General features: G+C 64.2%; 21 protein-coding genes and 1 tRNA gene. 3 read left to right on the top strand and 19 right to left on the bottom strand.

Annotated features, from left to right (window positions below):
- Positions 1-8: 8 nt before the first annotated feature.
- From FREUN1FDRAFT_RS01765 to FREUN1FDRAFT_RS01695, 17 genes are all read right to left on the bottom strand, one after another.
- On the bottom strand, positions 9-1,307 hold the full coding sequence (locus FREUN1FDRAFT_RS01765) for a hypothetical protein (protein WP_006538206.1): 1,299 nt from the start codon (positions 1,305-1,307) through the stop codon (positions 9-11).
- 10 nt (positions 1,308-1,317) lie between these two features.
- Positions 1,318-2,652 carry a glycosyl hydrolase family 28-related protein gene (locus tag FREUN1FDRAFT_RS44870; protein ID WP_006538205.1) on the bottom strand — a complete coding sequence of 445 codons (1,335 nt, stop codon included), beginning with the start codon at positions 2,650-2,652 and terminating at the stop codon, positions 1,318-1,320.
- 9 nt (positions 2,653-2,661) lie between these two features.
- On the bottom strand, positions 2,662-4,797 hold the full coding sequence (locus FREUN1FDRAFT_RS39360; protein ID WP_006538204.1) for a phage tail tape measure protein: 2,136 nt from the start codon (positions 4,795-4,797) through the stop codon (positions 2,662-2,664).
- A gap of 125 nt (positions 4,798-4,922) precedes the next feature.
- Entirely contained in the window at positions 4,923-5,249 is a 327-nt protein-coding gene (locus FREUN1FDRAFT_RS01750; RefSeq protein WP_006538203.1) for a hypothetical protein, read from the bottom strand.
- A 3-nt stretch (positions 5,250-5,252) separates the two neighbouring features.
- Positions 5,253-5,696, bottom strand: a complete 444-nt coding sequence (locus tag FREUN1FDRAFT_RS01745) for a hypothetical protein (RefSeq protein WP_006538202.1) — start codon at positions 5,694-5,696, stop codon at positions 5,253-5,255.
- A 39-nt stretch (positions 5,697-5,735) separates the two neighbouring features.
- Entirely contained in the window at positions 5,736-6,731 is a 996-nt protein-coding gene (locus tag FREUN1FDRAFT_RS01740; RefSeq protein WP_006538201.1) for a phage tail tube protein, read from the bottom strand.
- Positions 6,732-6,752: 21 nt separating this feature from the next.
- On the bottom strand, positions 6,753-7,190 hold the full coding sequence (locus FREUN1FDRAFT_RS01735; protein WP_006538200.1) for a hypothetical protein: 438 nt from the start codon (positions 7,188-7,190) through the stop codon (positions 6,753-6,755).
- Positions 7,190-8,032 carry a hypothetical protein gene (locus FREUN1FDRAFT_RS01730; RefSeq protein WP_006538199.1) on the bottom strand — a complete coding sequence of 281 codons (843 nt, stop codon included), beginning with the start codon at positions 8,030-8,032 and terminating at the stop codon, positions 7,190-7,192. Before FREUN1FDRAFT_RS01730 ends, FREUN1FDRAFT_RS01735 begins: the two co-directional genes overlap by 1 nt.
- Positions 8,029-10,467, bottom strand: coding sequence for a N,N-dimethylformamidase beta subunit family domain-containing protein (locus FREUN1FDRAFT_RS01725; protein WP_006538198.1), 2,439 nt, complete (start codon positions 10,465-10,467; stop codon positions 8,029-8,031). Before FREUN1FDRAFT_RS01725 ends, FREUN1FDRAFT_RS01730 begins: the two co-directional genes overlap by 4 nt.
- A 9-nt stretch (positions 10,468-10,476) precedes the next feature.
- Positions 10,477-10,860 (bottom strand): hypothetical protein, encoded by a 384-nt coding sequence (locus tag FREUN1FDRAFT_RS01720; protein ID WP_006538197.1) that lies wholly within the window; start codon positions 10,858-10,860, stop codon positions 10,477-10,479.
- Positions 10,861-10,876: 16 nt separating this feature from the next.
- Entirely contained in the window at positions 10,877-11,101 is a 225-nt protein-coding gene (locus FREUN1FDRAFT_RS43340; RefSeq protein ID WP_157474198.1) for a hypothetical protein, read from the bottom strand.
- A gap of 76 nt (positions 11,102-11,177) precedes the next feature.
- Positions 11,178-12,425 (bottom strand): phage major capsid protein, encoded by a 1,248-nt coding sequence (locus FREUN1FDRAFT_RS39355; protein WP_006538195.1) that lies wholly within the window; start codon positions 12,423-12,425, stop codon positions 11,178-11,180.
- Between the two features lie 79 nt (positions 12,426-12,504).
- Positions 12,505-13,104, bottom strand: coding sequence for an HK97 family phage prohead protease (locus FREUN1FDRAFT_RS01710; RefSeq protein ID WP_006538194.1), 600 nt, complete (start codon positions 13,102-13,104; stop codon positions 12,505-12,507).
- Entirely contained in the window at positions 13,105-14,304 is a 1,200-nt protein-coding gene (locus tag FREUN1FDRAFT_RS01705; RefSeq protein ID WP_157474197.1) for a phage portal protein, read from the bottom strand.
- 56 nt (positions 14,305-14,360) lie between these two features.
- Entirely contained in the window at positions 14,361-14,519 is a 159-nt protein-coding gene (locus FREUN1FDRAFT_RS44865; protein WP_006538192.1) for a hypothetical protein, read from the bottom strand.
- Complete coding sequence (locus FREUN1FDRAFT_RS01700) at positions 14,516-16,156, bottom strand: terminase large subunit (protein WP_006538191.1); 1,641 nt, start codon at positions 16,154-16,156, stop codon at positions 14,516-14,518. Before FREUN1FDRAFT_RS01700 ends, FREUN1FDRAFT_RS44865 begins: the two co-directional genes overlap by 4 nt.
- Before the next feature lie 169 nt (positions 16,157-16,325).
- Positions 16,326-16,397: transfer RNA gene (locus FREUN1FDRAFT_RS01695), tRNA-Phe, on the bottom strand.
- Positions 16,398-17,088: 691 nt separating this feature from the next.
- Between FREUN1FDRAFT_RS01695 and FREUN1FDRAFT_RS01685 the strand changes: the two genes are divergently transcribed.
- Complete coding sequence (locus tag FREUN1FDRAFT_RS01685) at positions 17,089-17,439, top strand: hypothetical protein (RefSeq protein ID WP_006538189.1); 351 nt, start codon at positions 17,089-17,091, stop codon at positions 17,437-17,439.
- 78 nt (positions 17,440-17,517) lie between these two features.
- On the opposite strand, the gene FREUN1FDRAFT_RS01680 is transcribed toward FREUN1FDRAFT_RS01685, so the two are convergent.
- Entirely contained in the window at positions 17,518-17,979 is a 462-nt protein-coding gene (locus tag FREUN1FDRAFT_RS01680) for a phage terminase small subunit P27 family (RefSeq protein ID WP_006538188.1), read from the bottom strand.
- Between the two features lie 40 nt (positions 17,980-18,019).
- On the opposite strand from FREUN1FDRAFT_RS01680, the gene FREUN1FDRAFT_RS01675 reads away from it, so the two are divergent.
- Positions 18,020-18,217, top strand: coding sequence for a hypothetical protein (locus FREUN1FDRAFT_RS01675; protein WP_035948691.1), 198 nt, complete (start codon positions 18,020-18,022; stop codon positions 18,215-18,217).
- Positions 18,218-18,612: 395 nt separating this feature from the next.
- Here FREUN1FDRAFT_RS01675 and FREUN1FDRAFT_RS44860 read toward each other — a convergent pair whose 3' ends face one another.
- Complete coding sequence (locus tag FREUN1FDRAFT_RS44860; protein ID WP_083828460.1) at positions 18,613-18,939, bottom strand: HNH endonuclease; 327 nt, start codon at positions 18,937-18,939, stop codon at positions 18,613-18,615.
- A gap of 403 nt (positions 18,940-19,342) precedes the next feature.
- Here FREUN1FDRAFT_RS44860 and FREUN1FDRAFT_RS01670 point away from each other — a divergent pair, with 403 nt between their 5' ends.
- Positions 19,343-19,639 (top strand): hypothetical protein, encoded by a 297-nt coding sequence (locus tag FREUN1FDRAFT_RS01670; protein WP_035948690.1) that lies wholly within the window; start codon positions 19,343-19,345, stop codon positions 19,637-19,639.
- The last annotated feature ends 17 nt before the right edge of the window (positions 19,640-19,656 follow it).

The following is a 19,656-nucleotide window of genomic DNA, read 5'->3' as shown; positions in this document are numbered from 1 at the left end:
ACCCTCCCTTATCCGAGTGCGTTGACGTCGAGACGGCCGGAGCCCAAACGGAACATCTCCGCAGGCGTCGGAACGGTCGTCAGATTGAATTCACACGTCCATGAGTCGCGCGTGACCCGATGGCTAATACCCTGAACCACTGCCTGTTGGGAGACAGTGCCGGCAACATAGTGCCGGGCGACGTGCGCCATGTCCCACATGGTCAGGCCGAGAATCAGGGCCGCCTGATCAGGCTGACCTGCAACGTTCGTAGAGATCGACTCGAAGCGGAGCGTCAGGTCTTTGAAATAGCGCACCAGGCGGGCGGCAAGCCCCGTGGCCCCTGAGTCGTCGAGGTGATACGTCTCCCTCGACTGTGACCGGCGCCGGTTCCGGTCGATCGACGCCTGATCGTACTGGTTGACCTCGACACCGGACGGGATTTTCACCGTCCAGTCGTTCCACACCGTCCGAAGGCTGTAGGTGGCCCGGAGCGCCTCATACTCGATTTTCGCAACGCCTGGCAGGTCAGAGAAGTACGCCTGTGCCGTGACGGACCGGGGCCGTGTCAGCAGCGCGTCGCGCCCGTAGAACACGAGGGTGCCGTACGCGGACGGGAACAGAAGCCCATCCTCTGTCATCGCGATCTTCTGCGCCGTGGCTAGGGCAGCCTCGCCCCAAACCGTGGAGGCCAGGACAGCGGAGCCTGCGGCAAGCTCCGCTCGGGACAGGTCGAACCCGACGACGTCGAGCACGCGGGCCAGGCGCGCGCCTGGCAGGTCACTCTCATACTGCGCCGCCGGCAGCTCCGCCAGTTCGGCGCCGCCCAGGGCGGCAAGGAGGTCGACGCAGGACAGCGTGACCGTGGGCGAGTAGCCAAGCTCGAAGTCGACATCTTCGATGGTGCCGAACCAGATCGGGAAGTCTTCCCCTGCGACCTCACCGCGGATGCGGATCGGGTTGCCTGCACGCAGGTAGGCCTGTAGCGGCGAGAACAGGGGGTCAACCTGACCATCCGCGTTGTCCAGAACCAAGGTCGCCTTTCCGACGTCCACAGGGTCAAGCTCGGACGACCGGCCGGCGGCCGTGGACAGCTCGACGACGTGCTCTGAGATGTCGAGCCACTCGCCTCCGTCCGGGCCCAGGACGCCCGTGCCCAGGGCATCAGAGCCCAGGGTGAAGTACGGGCTATCCGTCGAGACTGCGGCAACCTGAATCTCGACAATGCAGACAGCACCGCGGGTCTCGGCAAGCTCGATCGGGATGTCATCGTCTACGCCGTAATACCCCTGGCCGTAGTAGCCGGTGCCGTAGCCACCTAGGGCCATGAGCTACCCCCTAGGCCGGAGCGATCGTGGTCACGGTGCCGGCGCTGCCGCGCCACTTCAGGGCTCCCGCCTCGACGTAGAGGAACCCGCCGTTCGCGGGGTTCGTCGAGGGGGCCGCGGTGCCGTTGGCAATGGCGATGCCGACCAGGCCGTCAGCCGGATCGGCTGCCGAGCCGACCCGAAGCGTGTCCGCGTAGGTGTCCCACCATCGAATGGGTTGCTTCGAGGTCGCACCGGCCCGCCGGCCGGTGATGCCGTTCGACGTTCCGGCTCGATACCCCTGCACGTAGATCATCGCGTTGTCGATGTTCACCGGGTTGTACAGGTTGGTGAACTGCGAGTTGGTCACCGTATTGTTTCGGACCACCCATCCGAACACGGTCAGCCGGCAGTTGTCCTCGATCTTGACGCAGGCGAACGGCGCGTTTGAAAGGTTCGTCGAGTAGATGAAGCAGTTCTGTACCTGCAACCCGAAAATCATCGGGGCTGACTGGTCAAGAACTGTGATCATGCCTTCGTAGGCGCCGGTTGGTTCGCAGCCCTCGAAATGCAAGCCCACGATCGTAGGGTTCTCACAGCCGGCCAGAATCAGCGCCGAGCCGGAGAACTTCCCGTGCTCGATGTTGACCTGAGCCAGCAGGCCATCCGAAAAGTTCTGGAGGTAGATAGCCGCATAGGCGGTATCCCGCACCAGGTAGCCGGACACGTTGTTGTGAATGTAGATGTTCTGGAACGTCGATCCAGTGGACACGGCCGACGTCGCGGACAGATCGAACGCATAACGGCTGTAGCCGTTGACCTCGATATCCTGAAACCCGCACGACGCAAAGAATCCCGTCGTAAGGTTGATCGCGGTCGCGAACTTCGAGATGTGCAGCCGAGCGAACAGGCTCATGAAGCAGTTGGAGAACTCGATAGCGTTGCTGTTCGTCGCCGAATTCGGCTGCAACGTAGGCGTGGTCAGCGCCATATCGGTGATCTGGAAACCGTCCCCACCGGTCGCCAGGATGAAACACTGCGTGTTCGCGGTCACCTGGCGGATAGTGGTGGTTCGGAACCCGGAGCCGTAGATCCTGGTGTTGTTGGGGACGTTCAGCGCCGCTGAAATCTTGTAGGTGCCAGGCGGGAAGTAGAGTAATCGGGTGACGTCGAGCGCAGCCTGAATAGCCGCGGTGTCGTCCGCCACCCCATCACCCACGGCGCCGAACGACACCACGTTACCGGGGGTTTCGGACAGGTCTTCGAGGGCCGTCACGGCGTTCGCCAGGCCGGTAAGCGCGGTGTTGTTCTCCGTGCCCCACGTGTTGAACGAGCCCCCGATCACGGGGAGAGTGATAGCAACCAAGGAAATCCCTCACACAGTTAGTTCACGGCCTTCGCGGCGCAGAGCCTCACGGACGGCCGTCCGGACCTTGTCTGTAAGGTCCCTTTCGGCGATGACCGACCCGGCCTGAATCGACACGTGGATTGCCCTGCCGCCGGAGGCGGGCACCTTCGAAAGGGGGGTCACCTGCGCACCACGGCTCAGGCTGACAATCTCCGGCTCCCCGCCGTCACCCACGACCGCGAGACCGGCCCGCTGGATAACCCCGCCTTCGGCGAGCATCGGAATCTGAGGCACAGAGAAGCCCTTGCCACCGATTCCGGGAACCCATCCGGGCGCCTTAAAGGAAATCTCGCCAACGCTCGAATTCCACGCCTTAGCGATGGCGTTAAATCCAGCCTTGAAAGGCGCGAGCAAAATTGACGCGACGGTGGCAAGGGCCGACGTCAGCGACGCTGGCAAACCCTGGAACCAGGACAGAACGGCGAGGCCACCATTCTTTATGCTGGTCCAATGCGTGGCGATGGCGATCACGGCTGCGCCAATTGGTCCGGTGAGGAAGCCGAGTATCAGCTTCCAATGGTCCCGCACCCAGTCGACCACGCCCTGAGCCGCGCCGACGATGAACCCGGTTACCGAGTTCCACACGGCGACCGTGGCGCCCCAAATTTGATCCCAGTATTTGATGACCAGGAACACGAGACCGGCTATGACTGCTATGACGATCGCTACCGGCCCGATGGCGATTAGCCAGGCTGCGGCCATCTGCGCGCCGCTGGCCAGAGCCTGTAAGCCGGCCCAAACCCACCGGGCCCCCATCATGACCAGGGCTCCGACTTGGGAGGCTGCGGAGGCGATTGCCGACGCCTGAGCTGACACCCACGCCGCAACCTGCTTCGCTGCGGAAATCGTCGCCTGCACACCGGCGCTGATCAGCGCCGGAATCAGCAGCGCGGTCAGGATCACGGCGATGACCTTTAGCGGGCCCTGATTGTTCTGAACCCAGGTCGCGAACCCGGTCAGTGCGGGAATCAGCCTGCGCTCGATCACCGGTACGATCTTGTTTCCGACGACATCCACGAACGTGGACATGACCTGACGCTTAAAGGTTTCGAGTCTTGCACCCGCGTTGTCGTTCAGGGTGGTGTTGACCTGTTCCATGGCGCCTGCGGTATCGCCGAGTTCGCGGGTGGCCGTCGACAGATCGAGCCCGTCGAGCGCTCCCTGTAGGTCTTCCGCCTTCGTGCCGAAAAGGCCTAGCTCGATCTGCGCCTTCTGGGTGGGGTCCTTCACGTCGCCTAGGCGCTTGATTAGCTCGCCGAGGGTGTCATGCGCGGTCTGCCCGCCCGCGTTGATGGCGTCCTGAACCGTCTTCGAGTCGAGGCCTAGCGCCTTGACCGCGTCCACGGTCGGCTGCCCCATCCCCTGCAACATCAGCGTGGTCTCTTTGAGCGCGTCCGCGACCGTGTCAGAGTCGCGGGCACCAGCCTTAAGGCCCTGAGATAGGAGACCCATCGTTTCCTGCCCGGAAAGGCCCAGAGCTCGGAAGATCGTTGGATACTCAGTGAAGGTATCCATAAGATCATCGGCCTTATTGACGCCCTGCTGCATGCCCCTGGTCAGAAGGTCGAACGCCTCATCCGCGCTCTTCGCGAGACCGGTCTTAAGCATGGTCGACACGGCGCCGGACACGGTGGCCGTGTCCTGCTCGAAGACGGAGGCGAAATCCGTCAGCTTCCCGGCTACCCGCTCGATATCCGCATCGGCAGCGTCCTCCGGAATCAGCCCGTTCTGCCACACAGCCTTGACCGCATCCGCGGTGTCCTGAATCGACTCCCCGAACCCGTCGGCGTACAGGTTGCCGGCGGCGCTCCCCATGCTCTGCGCGAACTCGCCGGTTGCCCCAAGCTGAGCGTTCATCCGATCAATGACGCCCTCTTGGTCGATCGCGTCAGCGATCAACCCGGACACCTGCCCGGCAGCTGCGGCCAGGCCTGCAACTGCCAGGGTGCCGATACCTGAGAAGGCATCACCTGCTCGCCGGCTAGCCTCGTCTGCGGCGTCACCAACGTCCGAAAGGGCGTTTTCTGCCTGCGCCCCGGATTCCTTGACGTTCTTTGCGTCGCCAACAATGGTGACCCGTAGGGTTCTAGTCTGGTCTCCCACGGGTCACCGCCTCCTGTTCTCTGCCTCGATCACCTCACGGCGGTACTCGGCGAACGCCACATAGTCGTCAAGGCTCATAGCCCGCACCTGGTCAGGCGTCAGCCCGTAGAAGTGGCAGAACGCCGCTAGGCTCCGGAGGCGCTGCCGCCTTTTGGGTCGGCAGGCTCCTCGGCGTGAATACGCAGTTCATCCACGCGAATCTGCCGTGCGTCGTCGAGGGAGAACGCGGGATTCTGCCGACGACCAGCAAGGTAAACCAGGGCCTTAATGGCCTTCGTCGAGGGCTGAACCGCGGTCTTCGGTCTGCCCCGGGCGTCCCTCACGATGTCGCCTGCGGCATCCCGGACGGGCTTCGGACTGAGCGCGGTTTGCATCGGCTCACCAACGATGTCCTCGAAATCCTCAAGGTCGCCGATTGTCATTGCCTTCGGATCGAAATCAAGAACGGCCAACGCCTAATCCTCTCTTGCCATGATTCCCACGATGCGGTCGATGGCCGCCAGGTACGTTTCCGTGATCTTCGTCTTTTCCTGGCGGATCGTTGGCCACAGGAAGTAGCCTGCGCCTTCCTTGTTGCCTCGCCAGGACCGGAACTGATTCCAGCCGCGCATGGTCCTGCCCGATTCGAGTTCGCGAGGATGGTCACGCTTCGATCCGAACTCGGAGCCCAGGGCGTATGGCTTGCGCTTCGTCCCGAAATTCACGTAGGCGTCGCTGGCAGACTTGCCAGCCTTAAGCGTCGAGGCTGCCCGGTTGGCTTGCTTCCCCTGGCCGGAGGCCTTCGCCTTCGCCCCCTCGACGATGATTTCCGAGACTTCGATATTGGCGGCTTTTAGCTCACCCTTGAGTTCGGCGCCCGCCTGGCGTACCCGCCTGCGGAAGCTGCCCAGATCGGGCACGCGAACGGCCAGAGTGTCTACACGTCGAGCTGCCATCGGTCAGGGCGTCGCGTCGGCAGTGACATACTTGATCGAGATGGGACTGTCGGTGCCGTTGTCGAGGCCAATGCCGGACAGGCTCAGATCGGACGTCTCGGCGCCCTCGACGTTCGCCGCAGATGGGGAGTCGAACCGTGCCGCGGGGATCGTCACGGTGAGCGTGGCGTCAGCGTCCGGGGTCTGCCACACGGCGACGATCGACGCGGTGGCCCCGGACCTGGTCGCCGATGCGACCCGCGAGACCTGCGTCAGCCCCTCAAACTCTGCCGTCAGCCCCCACTCGATGCTGCGCCTGGCGTTCTCCCGGGGCTCCCTCTTGCCGGCCGCAGACCGGATGCCGTACCGGTCCAGCCGAAGGCCGGAGTCAACCGAGAAAGTGACCTCCGACGCCACGACCTCGACGGACGCGACGGTTACCGTCCCGCCGACGAAGGTCAGAAGCTGGTTCGGCGCGGCCGGATAGGCGACCGTCTGTAGGGCGTAGACGCCCGCCGGAGAGGCGACAGGCATCGTCTCGGTAGCGAAGTCCGTGGACAGCTTCAACATCAAGATTCCGTCAACCGAGTTGGAGATCTCGAACGACGCGACCTTGCCGCCCGCGTAGGTGTAGGGCCTGACCACGTTCCCGACGTCCGGGCGCCCGACCTGGAGGGTGAAGGACCGGCCGTCGAGGGAGCCGACGGTGCCGGTATGGGTGTTCTTCCCTGCCCCGGGCGTGTCCGCCTCCGTGGTGACGGTGCCGAGCATGTGAGCCAGCCAGAAGCCGAACCCCCGGCCTGTCACCTCTAACGACAGGTCACCGGCGGCACCCTTCGGGTTGACCGCCCACCGATCGGCAGGCAGCACCCGTGAGCCGGCCCGGATGGCCTCCGACTCGATACGCTGATAGTCCCCGATGACACTCTCGGAACCGAACTCGAAAAAGCGGTCAACTGCAACCGCGGCGCCATAGGTGGATTCGTTCTTAACGCCCAGCTGGGCAAAAAGATTCGACATGCAAATGCCCTTCGCAAGGCGTTAAAGGCGGGCGGAAACTAGAATCTGTGCTTCGATCTGGCATTCCGCGCCATCCTGGTAGGCGTAGGACGCCGCGCGTTCCGGTTGGAGCTGCGCTGTAACCGATCGGCCGTACAGGACGAACGGGTTAGCTCGAAGCCATTCGTCGATCTGGGTGAAGACCTCGAAGGCGGATTCCTCGACGGCTCGACAGGTCTGCCCGGGAATCTTGAAGTTGATCAGAAGGCTGATCTGATAGCGCTCGTCACGGGCCCTGGTGCCCAGGGCCGCCCAATCCGCGCTGTTCCACGTGATCTCACCGACCATGACCCACTCGCGTGGGATCGTCCGCCCGGGGAAACCCCACGTGACGGACCTGCCGTCGAGCAGGGCCGCCAGGCCCTCGAAGAAATGCGTCTTCACGGGCAGCGCGCTAGTCGGATACACAGCCAGAGTCATCAGAAAATCCCGATGGTGTAGCTGTGCCGTTTGTAGACGGCGTCAACCTCCGGGACGCCGGTCTCGAAACCGGCGCGGCCTGGCGTGGCCAGGCTGTAGGTTCCACCCTCGACGGCAGAAAACGACGTGGCCCGATCGGGGATGCCGCTGTTGAAGTCGAGGAGACGGGTCCGGGCTCTGATCAGTGCAGCTCTGCGGACGTCACTCGGGACGTCCGTCTCCCCGTAGACGAGCCGGATCGTGTTGCCGAGAAACTCCGTGCTCCAACCCGAGTAGTTGGCCACATAGCCTAGGGCGTCAGCCGCAATTGTCTGGACGTCCACGGGGGTGCCGTCGACCGTTGCCGACAGGATGCGCTGCACGGGCAGGCAGTCCAACCACAGCAGCTGAGTAATCTGCCCACCGGTCGTCACGATCTCCCGGTACCGGGGGATGAACGACCGGGACATGATCCGCTCAGCCTCGTCTTCCGTCTCCCGGCGCACCGTTTCGAGCAGTGCCGTCGGGTACCGGTCCCGGTCGCCGAAGGCGCTATCCGTCGCCCGGAGGTCTGCCAGGGTGAACAGGCGCGCGCCGGTCACCTCGACGGCATCCGTGATGACCTGCTCGATGCCCGTGAACGTGCCCGACCAGCGCAGGCGGTAGATCGTGGGATCGACCGACGTGGGCAGTAGCGCCGTGTAGACGCCCGTCGAGGCTCTTATACCGGTGGACGTCGAGGCGGCCCCGTCGACGTCCGTGATGGTGAGGGTGGCCGTGTTCCCGTCAGGGTCTACAGGGTCTTCGTCGCCCCAGAAGGTCACCTGATGCGTGGTGACAGCACCGACGGCTGTGCGGATCACGAAACACCCCCCTCGAAGCTGTTGATGCCTGCCGCCCCCTCGAAGTAGCGCCATGCCGCCGGCGCAATCTGGATCACTTCGCCTGACGCGATCAGGGCAGCGACCTGCGACAGGTCGCCCCCGCCTATGGCCAGCACGAGCCCGGTAGCCGCGTCGGCGGACGCCTGAGCGATCGACGCCGAACCGATCGCAAGCTGACGGCCGGACGCCGTGACCGTCGAGGCCGCGGTCATCGCTGTGTCACCCGTGACCGTCGAGACGGTCAGCCCGTAGGCCGTGGCCGCCTGTGCAGGCGCAGGATCAACCAGCACCGACATTCGGGTTTCCGCCGTCACCCCCATGTCGCACAGGAGGTTGATCAGCGCCTGTTGAACGTCCGTGTCGAGGGGCTTGTTCGACAGGTAGTTGCCTTCGGTGAACTGCGAGAGCCCGTGACCGAACCTGTTCGTGCCCGCGTTGAACACCAGGGCGCCGGAGGCTGCGCGCCACAGGATGAAATTGTGCGTCAGCGTGTCGGACAGGGTGTAAAGCCAGCCGTCGTCATTTGCCACCATGCCCGTGACGGCGATGGTGGTTGACGACAGGAAAACCTTGTTCGTCGGTGCGGCAGGGTCGGCCGACCGGTAGAAATCCCATTCGTAGCCGAGGCCGTTCGCCGGCAGCGTCTTCGACGCCCCGGAGCCCAGCGACGCTACCGTGGTGCTCCGCCAGAACGGCGAGGCTTTGAACGTGTCCGGCACCGTCACCTGGTCCAACCGGACGCCGTTGACCTTGAACCAGAGCCCATGCAGCCCGGATTCTGACCGGCGAGTCGCCGTGTTCCCTGCCCTCGAATCCCGCCATGTGCCCGTCCAACCGGACGGGTCGGACACATCCCCGAACGAATCCTTGTAACAGGTCATCTTCCGGCGGGTCGCGTCGAAACGCACATGCCACAGAGCACTGTTCGCGCTCAGCCACACCATGTGAACACCTGCGGCCTTCGCCGCCTCCCACGCATCCCACATTCCTTGGGACACGTATTCCTGATGCCCAGGCATCAGCGCCGCACGGTGAGAGATCAGCAGGTTCTGATCTGCATCGAGGTCAGCCGACGAGTAGTAGGCGAGATCAACCCCGTTGCGTTCTAGGAAGTTGATAATGCTGTATTCGTCGTCAAGAATCCACGTCCGGGCAAGGTTGTTCTGTGTCGCGTAGGGACGCTCGAAACTGACCGCGTAGGCACGCTGACCGGAGGTGCCGCCCTGGCCGTACAGGGAATACCCTGCCGTCGGGTTCGCCCTGTCCTGGAAATTGTTGTATGCCTGGCATGTGTTGTCATCGACGACAACCGCCAGGCGGTTTGTGCTACCGGCCGGAGAGCGAACGATAAACATGCCCTGAGAGACGTAGGCGGAGTTGTCGGTCCGGCGGAAGTTCACCAGGTAGACGCCCGGTCTGGCCGTCGCCGGTACCGACCACTGCGCGGTCACAGACCAATTCGAACAGTCCGTTGTGAACGTCGAGGCGGTGAAGTTCGGTGTCGGCTGGACCGCAGGCGTACCCGCGACCGTCGCCATAAGGTGCGCCCCGTGGTCTTCGAGATCGGGCACACCAGGCACCGGGTTGCCGTAGTAGCCGAGCCGGTTGACCTCGACGTTGAACCCGACGTTGTCAGAGTCGACCTTGAAATAGACCGTGCCGCCGGGCAGGACGCTCTGAGCTGTCGCGAAGCCCGCGATATTAGCGTGGGTGGTCGCGCCGATCCAATCCCCGTAGTAGCGGGGAGGCCTCGAATTCTCGGCAACGGTCGCGTTCGCGTAGGGCGTATTCGACGGGACGCCCGTCGTGTCGCTGTAGGCAACGGCAACGATCTGCGTGTACGAACTCGCGTTGATTTTCGTCGAGCCAACCGTGTACGTGCCTGCCGCCACGTCGGAAACGCCGTAGGCAACCGCAAGGTTGGTGTTGTACAGGACGTTGTTGTATAGGCGCCCGACGGGTTCCAGGCCACGCCAGGGCCTGTTAGCCGTGGCGTCGGTGGTCAGCAGCGCTGAGAAGACGACACAGGGCCCTGCCAGGGTGAGCGTCGAGGTTGCCGGGTACCGGCCTGCCGTCGCGGAAAAGTAGGTGGCTCCCGACTGGAAGGCGCCCAGCCCAACGCATTCGTAGATCTCGCCCGACATTCGGGCGGAGCCTGACAGGGTGACGTGAACAACCGTCTCGCCTCCGGCTGTGCCGGCATAGTCGGACACGGTCATCTCGTTGTTGTTGAGTGACTGCGTCCGCTTCGTGAATGTCGGCCCTGCGGCCGACCCAACCCGCGCGGTCACCACAGCAGGGCCGCCGGTGGCAATCACCAGCGTCGAGCCGGCCGCGCAAGGCTGGTCAAGCGTCACCGTGAAAGTAGTGGCCGCGGTCGTGGTGGCAAAAGACTTCCGCTGTAGGGTATTCACCTAAACCCCCTACGGCAGAGATACGCTGACCGAACCGGCCTGGAAACGGAATGTGTCGCCGGAACCAACCGACTTGGAGGCGCTCAGCGCACCCCACCAAAGACGCCGCGGCGTGCCCGCCGAATCCCAGATCTCGACGCCGACCACAGTGCATAGCGGCATGTTTGCGAAATCGACTATTACCGAGTTCGACGCAACACCGCCGGAGGCGGCCCCGAACGCGATCGTCTGCGCCGTGTAGGAACCGCCGGTTACCTCAGTGCCGGCGGCAGAGGCGGAACCGTTCGCGGTCATCAGGCGTGCCTTCAACGGGCCGACCGGCGCCGTGTAGGTAGCAACCGTGGTGGTCGCGTTCAGAACGCTGTTCGCTTCGGAGCCAGAAAGAGCACCCACTGTCTACCCCCTCGACTCAGGCAGCGCTTTTACGCGGACGACCAGGGCCCCGGCGAGTGGTCATCACACCCGGCTCAGGCTCGACGATGCGAACCTCACGGGCGGCTTCGAGCGTCAGGCCAACCGCCTCCGCAAAACCCTTCCGACACAGGGCCTGGCCCTCGTCCTGCGGAACGTCCAGCGTTTCGCCGTAGCCAGGCCAGGGCTCACCATCACGGAGCCCGGAAATATCAATCTTCATTCGAACGATCATCAGATGCCTTTCGCAGACAAGGAGAAAGCCCGGAGCCGGTTGGCCCCGGGCTCCGTCGCCTGCGTCAGCTAGCACCGCCGATGTAGTGCTTGATGGCGCCGGTGGTGTCGAGCTGAGCGGAGTCCGCGCGCAGAAGGGCGCGGTAAGTGATCAGGTCGTTCGCGAATGCGAAATCGTCGCTCCGCTCATAGCGGACCGGGCCGACCAGACGCACGGCGAAGGTCGAGAAGTCACCGAAGAGAATGCTCTTGGCACCCAGACCCACGGCGGGCATGTTCGGGTCGGTCAGCACGGGGTATCCGAGAATCGTGCTCGGCTGACCCACCTGAACCGACGGAGCCCAGGCGTAAACGCCGTCAGCGTTCTTCACCTTCCGCAGGGCGGCGAGGGTGGCGTCACGCATCAGGAACTTCGCGTTTGCGCGGTACGCCTCGATGATCGAAAACTCGAGGTCGATCAGGACGTCATATCCGGCGCCTGCGGTGCTCTGCGCGCCAACGCCACCGGATGCCCCGGTCGGGCCGGTCTTGCCGAGGGTCGAGGCGGTCAGAACGCCTTCCGGCTGGGTGGTACCGTCCCCGGTCACCAGGTGGGCGCCGAGACCGTTGCCCAGCGCGCGGCCCGCGTCCCGGGCAAGGAAGTCGATCAGGTCGATGGCGGTATCGGTCACCAGCTCCGGCGAGAGCTGCCGCAGGAAGCCGTACTTCCAACTGTTCAGGGTCACCTGATCGAACGCCGGTCGCGCGTTCGACAGCGCGCCCGCCTCCGCGATGATGCCGGCGGCAGACGTGACCGCCGAGACCCGCGGCATGGTGAGAGGCTCGCCGCTGTCGGTCCGGATGATCGTCGGACCGGCCTTGAGCACAGCCGAGTTGACGGTCATGTATTCGATCAGCTTCGACACGAACGACGTCGGGACGGTCTGCCCGCCGGTGCTCGATCCGGTGGTGGCCACCAACAGTTCGTTCGCACGGTGCTCCCGCATGGAGAACTCGGCGGCGCGGCGCTCACCGGCGCCGAAGGCCCGAAGGGTGTCCGCCTCGACGGCCTGCGGGGATGCCGGGCGGTCGACGGTCACGCCCTGGCGTTCCAGGCCAGCCACCGCATCGGCGACCAGGGCGGAACGTGCCTCCCGTTCGGTCCAGCCCTGAATATCGGCGTCGAGCTGGTCAAGCTCCGCGTTCGCCCGGTCGAAGGCCTGGCGCTGCTCGCCACTCAGGGCCTTGTCGCCTGCGGCGTCGAGGATGCCCTTTGCGCTCTCCCACACCTGCGCCCGGCGGGTCATCAGGCCGTTGATCAGTTCGCGAGACATTCGTCTCCCTTTCGCCCAAACGTGGGCATAAAAAAGGCGGACGCTGTCCGCCTGGTTTGTTTGGTGTTTGAGCGAAAGCTCAGAGGTACTTGCGGCCGAACATCGCGCGGCGTAGTGCCGCGTTCGGGTCTTCCGGCTCGACGACCGGCGCCACCATTCCCTGTGCACGCTCGATCGCGCGAACGGCCACCTTCGATTCCGTGTCGAGGTAGGCCGGGAAAGTGACAGGCGAGACGTCGACCAGGCGGACGGAGAGCAGCGACCGAAGCGGGAACTGGTCTTCCGTGTAGGCCCATTCGTCGCCGTCCGGATTCGTGATGAATCCGAAGCTCGACTGACTCACGTCACCGCGTTCCATCGCGATCACAAGATCTCTTGCGTAGCTCGCGTTCGACGGAGTGATGCGGTAGTGCAGCCCGGTCGAATCCTCCGCCAGTTCCAGCGTCCCGGACGCTCTGCGGCCGAGCACGAAATTCGAATCATGGTTCATCAGGGCCCGGACGTCGTCACCATCGGCAAGGCTCTGCGCGAAGGCGCCCGGCCTGACCCGCTCGACGAACCCGCCGAGATTCTGCGACCGCGAATCGAAAACGGAGGCGTAGCCTTCGATCGTCTTGTTTCCGGCGTGGTCGGCCCGCACCTCGACGTGCGCGTCAATGATGCGCCGCTCAATGTCCATTCATTCGCTCTCTTCGGTCGTGGCGTCCGCCGGTGGGCCGTCTTCGTCGGCCGGCGGCTTCCCTGGCCGGAGCACTAGGGATGGCTCTTTCGGTTTCACGACGTCATCGCCACCGGGCAGAGGCGGCAGGTCTTCGATGCTCCGAACCTCATTCACGGTTAGGAACTGGCTAGTCAGGCCGATTGAATGGGCCTGATACCTGTCGAGGGTCCTACCGCGTAGAAGCGCGTCGAGGTTGAAGCGCATGTTCTGACCGCGCGGGAAAAGGCGAAGGGAGAATGCCCGCTCGACGCGAACAACCCACGGCTGTAACGTGATGTCGACCAACATTCGGTTCTGTTCCTCGACGCCACTACCCCATGTAGAGGAAACCTGCGGATCGAGGAGGTAGCCGGGAATTCGGTACAGATTTCCGATCTCCGTTTTCGAGAACCGCCGAGAGTCGAGGAACTGCGCCTGGTCGTTCGGCACCGTGATTTGCTGCCACGTCGAGCCGTTCGTCAGGATCATTGGCAGGTGGGCTTTACGCCCGCCGGAGTGGTGATCGGCGAACGCGCGAGCCATGACCTTTGCCTGATCGGCGTTCATCGGCACCGGGCTCTGAATCACGCCGCTGACCGTGGCGCCCTGGCCGAAGAACCGGGCGGCATAGTCCTCCAACGTGAGGCCTAGGCCGATCGCCTCCCGCGCGACCTCGATAGGCGAAAGCCCCCGAAGGTCGCCCGGCCTGGTGAATGCGGAGATGTGCAAGATCTCATTGCGGCTGAGAATCTGCGAGCCCACAGGGAACAAGTCGTCAGGGGTGAACGGGAGCCCTCCGGCGAATACGTAGGAGATTTGCCCGTTATACCGGTACGGCTGCACCGATGACGGTTCCAAGGGAATCAGAGAGACAGGCTGGCCGTTCGGCCCGCGGACGATGAACACGAAGGCGTTGCCGTCGAGCAGAAGCGAGACCAGCACCCGATGCCAGAAATCAACCGCAGTCATTTCAGGGTTCGGCTCGTCAAGCCAGATAGGCGACTTGATCTGAACCTGCCCGCCTGCGACCAGGCGGTAAACCTCCGTCGGCAGAGTCGAGATCACATCCGCAATCAGGCTCACACAGAAATGCACGGCGATCATCCGGAGCGCCGAGTCCTGAGTGACTCTCGCCCCCGACGCGGTGAGCCGTGAGGCGCCGAAGCTGTCGCCCCACACGTCCCTACCCGTGATGACGTCCTGAGACCGGCGGGCAACGCGAGAAAGGCTGAACACTAGGCAGCCTCCCGGGCCACGCTCAGGACGCAGAGCAGGACACCGGCCACGATCAGACCGGCAGGAAGCGAGACCAGGGCGACACCCGAAGCGACCAGGCCAAAGCCGACGACCAGAGCGCCATCGGAGACGGAGAAACGGGCGGCGAAACGCCTCATAGGAACGCCTCCAGATCGAAAACTTCGGGGGTGAGGTCTGGCTCAGGGACTAGCAGCGCGACGAAAAGAGCGTTCACGAGGGCTGAAATGCCGTCGATCTTGTCAGCGCTCTTTTTCTTGCTCGGCTTGATGTGCCCTTCACCATCGGCGATGGCCTCGACGTTGTCAGCCATCCACCGGGCAACCGGGTTACCGCCGTGCGCAAGGTCCCGCTCGGCGAGCAGACGTTCGATTTCCTTGGTTGGCGCGGACAGTCGCATGAGCGTCTGCGGAATTTTCACGCACAGAACGCCCGCGTCTTCGAGCCGCTGAACAATCTGCGGACTCTGCCACGGGTCGTAACCGACCTTCTCAACCCGGTACCGTTCCATGTCCGCGTGAATCGCAGTCTCGATATCGTCGAAACGGATCGTGTTCCCGGGGACGATCGTCACGTGACCCTGCTCCGCCCACAGACGGATACGGTCCCGGGACCGGTGGCGCTCGACGGCGGTTTCCGGCACCCAGAATCGCCAGATCACGGCCGTTGGCGTGTCTTCCCCGCCAGGGAAAACTAAGCACCAGGCGGCAAAGTCTTCGGCTGACGCAAGGTCCAGCCCTGCATACGCGGGCATGCTCTCCATAAGCGTGGGCAGGTCGGAGGCGGGCACGCTGCCCGCGTTCACATCCCACACGGCCATGTCGAGCCACCGCATTGTCTGAGAAACCCACTGGTTCAGCCGGAACTGCCGGAAGGCGTTCTGCGCCGAAGGCCGCTGCTTCGCCTCCGCAGCCTCCGCCCGGAGCGTCTGAATCGACAGGAACGATCCGAGTGCAGGGTTGGCCAGATACCAGCCCGTTGCCTGCCGGCCCGTCTCAGGATCGGCCGGGGAGCCCTCGTCTTCCCAGTTCCAATCAGTCGGGCAGTTCCGCGCGAACACCAGGCGGTGAGGGTCCGTATCCGGGCTCTCCGCGACGGACAGCGAATACTCGTGCTCTTCGAGACAGAAGTCATTACCGGTGTTGCCCGCGGTCGTGGCCGCAATCATGATCGGCTGTGACCGGGCACCCATGCCGGTCCGCAGGGCGTCCCATAGTTCCCGGTTAGGCTGCGTCAGTACCTCGTCGAAAACGATGGCGTGCGGGTTCTGACCCAGGTTGCCGCCCGCGTCAGCGGCAAGCACCTGGTAGACAGAGTTGGTCTTCGGATCGATGATCCGCTTTTTCGAGTCGAGCACTTCGAGGCGCTTGGACAGTACCGGCGACAGCTCAACCATCCGCTTCGCCACGTTGTAGACCAACGCGGCCTGGTCACGGTCGCAGGCAGCCCCGTACACTTCGGCGCTTTCCTCGCCATCGGCACACAGGAAGTAGAGGGCCAGGGCGGAGAGAAGTTCGCTCTTGCCGTTCTTCCGGCCCAGCTCGATCCACGCCAGGCGGTATTGCCTCACCCACTGTTCGAGCTGAGGGTCATACATGACCGTGCCGAACATCGGCCGAATGATTTCGTCGCGCTGCCAGGGCTCCAGCAGGAACGGCCGGCGGGCGTGCCGACCCTTCGTGTGGACTAACCCACGCTCGACGAACCGCTGTGCACGGTCCGCCCTGGCGTCGTCAAAATGCCAAAGCTGCGCGGCAGAGGTAGGCGAGCCATCCAAGGGGGCCCGCCTTTCTGTGGACGATCGAAGGCGTAAACGCCAAACGAAAAGATGCCCCGTCTAGGGGGCCTCTGTGGGTGTGGACTAGCGGGGAATCGAACCCCGGTCCCGGGCGGAACCTCTCGGTTTGGGCCCGGTCGAACCCGTCCTAGCCCTGGCCTTCGGAGCGTGGGACCGCGAGGGATCGAACCTCGGCGCACCGGGCTTCAACCGGTTGCTCTGCCGTCTGAGCTACGGCCCCTTGTCGAACGAAGGTGCAGTTTGGTAGCGTCCGGCCGGTCGGTACCAAACTGCACCTTGGGAGTGATCGTGAGTCTCGGACACCAGCTAGCGGCATGGGACATCGCGCCCGGTGACCTGTCGCCACAGGAGCGGGTTGTCCTGCTCGCCCTGGCGGAGGACTGCCGGTCCGGCCGTGACGTCGCGTCCCCCGGGCACAAGATCCTGTCGGACCGAACGGGGCTAGGTCGTACCCAGCTGTCCGCCACCATTGCCCGCCTGGCCGCCCGGGGCCTGGTCGCCCTGGCGGAACGCGCCCGTCGAGGACGGAACGCGGTCTACAGGCTTCTGTTCGCGGAGCGTCCGGCGAACCGGGACCAATCCGGCTCGACTGGTGCCGATCATGGATCGGACAGCATCCGGGCTACCGGTACCCTCCCTGGCAGTTCCTCTCCCCGGAAAAACCCTGTCGCGCGTGCGCGCGACGCAGCATCGAAGATCAGGAAAAACAGGCAGGGACCGGTGGTCCTGCCCCCGTCGAACGCACCGACCAACCGCCTGGTGCCCGCACCGCGCCCTGACCGGTCCGCACTCCCGACGCCTCCCGCGTGGGCCCTGGCCGCAGCATCCATGGAACTGGGTGGACAGGCGTACGCAAGCCCGTCACTCGTTGCCGCCCTGGCCCGCCAGATGGCAGCCACCGGGGCGACGGCATGAGGCTCACACCCACCCAGCGCGCCGCCGTCGTGCGCCGCCAGGCGCAGCTACTCGGCGAAGGCCAGGCGGTCACCAGGGCGCAGGTCACCGCGGAGCTGTTCTCCGTGCGGAAGCCTTCGCCGATCGACATCGTCGTGTCGGTGCTGCCGCCGGCCGTCGAGCCGGCGCCCGCGCCGGTCGACCAGGAAGTCACCTTCGAGGTTGCAGCGGCCAGACTCAGACTGACCGCCTCGACGGTCCGCCAATACTGCGCCCCGTCCAAGGGACGGCTACGCCGGTTGGGCCACGGCGTCAGCCTCGACAGCATCCGGAGCTTCGAGGGCCGCCAGGCGCAATTGTTCACCTAGCCAGAGGCGTCGAGGCGGGCCCGCTGGTGTGGCGGGCCCGGCAGCCCTTCGAGGGCCAGATCTTGCACGCGGTGAAAATTACATAGAGAGAAGATCGTCGAGGGCATCACCGGAACCCGCCTCCGGCAGGGAGATGCGGGCACGGCTCGACGGCGTCAGCCCGAACTCGACGGCCAAGCGCATGAACTCGGCAAGCGAGTCCTTCGCTACCAGGGCCGCAGGGTTCCGAACCACCTGCCCGCGCCCGCCCACGGTGAGCGGGCCCTCACGACGAACCGCCTCGACGGCGGCCCGGTACGAAGACCAGGACTGACACAGGGCAGCAAAGGCGAGTACATCCGCCTCCGTCAGGAGCCTCGCCGTGCGAAGGATCGGCAGGTAGTGATCCCAGACGTCACGCGCGACGGCGTCGAGGTCAAGCGGAGGCTCAGGGTTCGGGGCCAGGGGTACCGCAGCCTCGCCGCGGTTGATCCGCCCCGGGTTGACCTTGTCTACCCCGTGTAGGAGTTTGAGCGCCGTTGGCTTCGTCGGCTGTGGCATCGGTCATCACCCCCCGTGGGCACGTCGATATGATCAGTAAGTGGACACGTGCCCGCTGTGCGGCGAGCCAGAAGACGACCATGAGCTGCTAGCCGACTTCGAGATCACCATCGACACGACCGAAGGCCCGATGCTGGTGCCAGGCGGGGGCCGCGTGTGCTGCCCCGTCGAGGGCAGCCCCGTCCGGGGCACCTGGTCACTCGGCATCCCGGAGGCGAGCCAAACGACGTCACCCTGAGTGACGTCACTCCGTGCTACTGGTTGGGTCATGCGCAGGCGCACGCGGAGCCGGAATGCGGCGGAGTCGCCAGGGGGCCGCTCAGACTCTCCCGGGCGGCACAGGGGCGCCACGCTGCCAGGCGTCACGTTGGGTCACACGGGCACGCTCCGCTAGGCCAGTCATCTACTCACGTGTAGCACGATCACGCTGTGCTCATGTATGAACATGCCATGACAAACAAGACACCCCCGATGACCATAGATACGCGCATTCTGTGCGTACGCGACTACTGTGGTGATGCACTGTTGGCGTGGCGCCGTGGGCAGGTCGACGAGGCTGTGGCGGCACTGGAGCACCTGCTAGCCCAGGCGAAGGTCGCTCAGACTCAGATCAGGGTGAAGAGGTGCACGGGCCTAGGCTGACCAGTCGTGGCGGTTGCCACGGCTCGTGTTGTGGAAGCTGCACATCGGTCTGAGGTTGTCGAGGTCGTTCGTTCCGCCTCGTGATAGCGGAACGATGTGATCGACCGTGTCGGCTGTGGTGGTACACAGGGCCACGGAGCACTGTGGCGCAGTGGCCAGGATGGTTAGGCGGTTGGCTCTGTACTCGCGGGTGTACCCGCGGGCGTGGTTGCTCGCCCTTGCTCGCCTGGCCTCTTGCGCGCGCTTACGTGCGCGTGCATGTTCTTTACATCTAGATCCTTGCGACACTAGGGTGTCGCAGTCTAGGCATTTCTTCATTGGTCTGATCCCTGAATCAACGTAACGGCTTTTTGTGGTTTAGTTTGTTACTTGATTCCGTGGTTGTATTCAGGGAAGCTTTTCATCATCGCCCGGTCAGGATGCCGGGCGATTGGCTTTTGTGCCTTTGGGTGGTTGAAGCTGTTGGGCCGTTCGGTCGCTCGCTTCGCTCACTCCCTCTCTCACTTAATATTATGTTGTCGCCGAGAGCGAAAGGCGACAACAACACTTCAACAACTACGCTCCTAGCTCCGACTGGCCACTGTGCGTCTACCCGCCAAACGGCGTTGCCGCCACCTCGAAGGTGTACTTTGATAGCCCCTGTACGGCAGACCACCCCAGACAGGGAGCCACAGTGACAGCTCAGGGAACCTCCGCCTACACGGTGCCAAAGGTCGTTTCGATGTCTCGTGACGACGCGGTGAACCTCATCCGTCTGGCCTACGCGCTCGACGGTATCGGCGCCAACGCGGGTTTCACCGAGACGGCTGACGCCATCTTTGTGCGCCTCTACAAGGCGCAGAAGAACGCCGAAGGCATCGCCAACGTCAAAATCAAGCCGACGGAAGCGGACAGTATCGCGCTCATGTACCTGACCACTGCGGCGGCAGGTGGTACCAAGCGCATCGTCGAGGACTCGCACGCGATGCCGTTCCTGGAGCGTCTCGCCGTGGCGTTCGATGGGATCACCCGTGTCTGAGCCATTCACCCTGCGTG

This window comes from Parafrankia sp. EUN1f (assembly GCF_000177675.1).
GTDB lineage: Bacteria > Actinomycetota > Actinomycetes > Frankiales > Frankiaceae > Parafrankia.
Note: the sequence above shows the minus strand (reverse complement) of the source record. Positions and strands in the feature narration are given on the sequence as shown.

Excerpts from the sequence above, each read along its gene's own strand:
- FREUN1FDRAFT_RS01765 (WP_006538206.1), bottom strand. The coding sequence starts at position 1,307 with ATGGCCCTAGGTGGCTACGGCACCGGCTACTACGGCCAGGGGTATTAC.
- FREUN1FDRAFT_RS01740 (WP_006538201.1), bottom strand. The coding sequence starts at position 6,731 with ATGTCGAATCTTTTTGCCCAGCTGGGCGTTAAGAACGAATCCACCTAT.
- FREUN1FDRAFT_RS01735 (WP_006538200.1), bottom strand. The coding sequence starts at position 7,190 with ATGACTCTGGCTGTGTATCCGACTAGCGCGCTGCCCGTGAAGACGCAT.
- FREUN1FDRAFT_RS43340 (WP_157474198.1), bottom strand. The coding sequence starts at position 11,101 with ATGAAGATTGATATTTCCGGGCTCCGTGATGGTGAGCCCTGGCCTGGC.
- FREUN1FDRAFT_RS39355 (WP_006538195.1), bottom strand. The coding sequence starts at position 12,425 with ATGTCTCGCGAACTGATCAACGGCCTGATGACCCGCCGGGCGCAGGTG.
- FREUN1FDRAFT_RS01710 (WP_006538194.1), bottom strand. The coding sequence starts at position 13,104 with ATGGACATTGAGCGGCGCATCATTGACGCGCACGTCGAGGTGCGGGCC.
- FREUN1FDRAFT_RS44865 (WP_006538192.1), bottom strand. The coding sequence starts at position 14,519 with ATGAGGCGTTTCGCCGCCCGTTTCTCCGTCTCCGATGGCGCTCTGGTC.
- FREUN1FDRAFT_RS01685 (WP_006538189.1), top strand. The coding sequence starts at position 17,089 with ATGAGGCTCACACCCACCCAGCGCGCCGCCGTCGTGCGCCGCCAGGCG.
- FREUN1FDRAFT_RS01680 (WP_006538188.1), bottom strand. The coding sequence starts at position 17,979 with ATGCCACAGCCGACGAAGCCAACGGCGCTCAAACTCCTACACGGGGTA.
- FREUN1FDRAFT_RS44860 (WP_083828460.1), bottom strand. The coding sequence starts at position 18,939 with ATGAAGAAATGCCTAGACTGCGACACCCTAGTGTCGCAAGGATCTAGA.
- FREUN1FDRAFT_RS01670 (WP_035948690.1), top strand. The coding sequence starts at position 19,343 with ATGTCTCGTGACGACGCGGTGAACCTCATCCGTCTGGCCTACGCGCTC.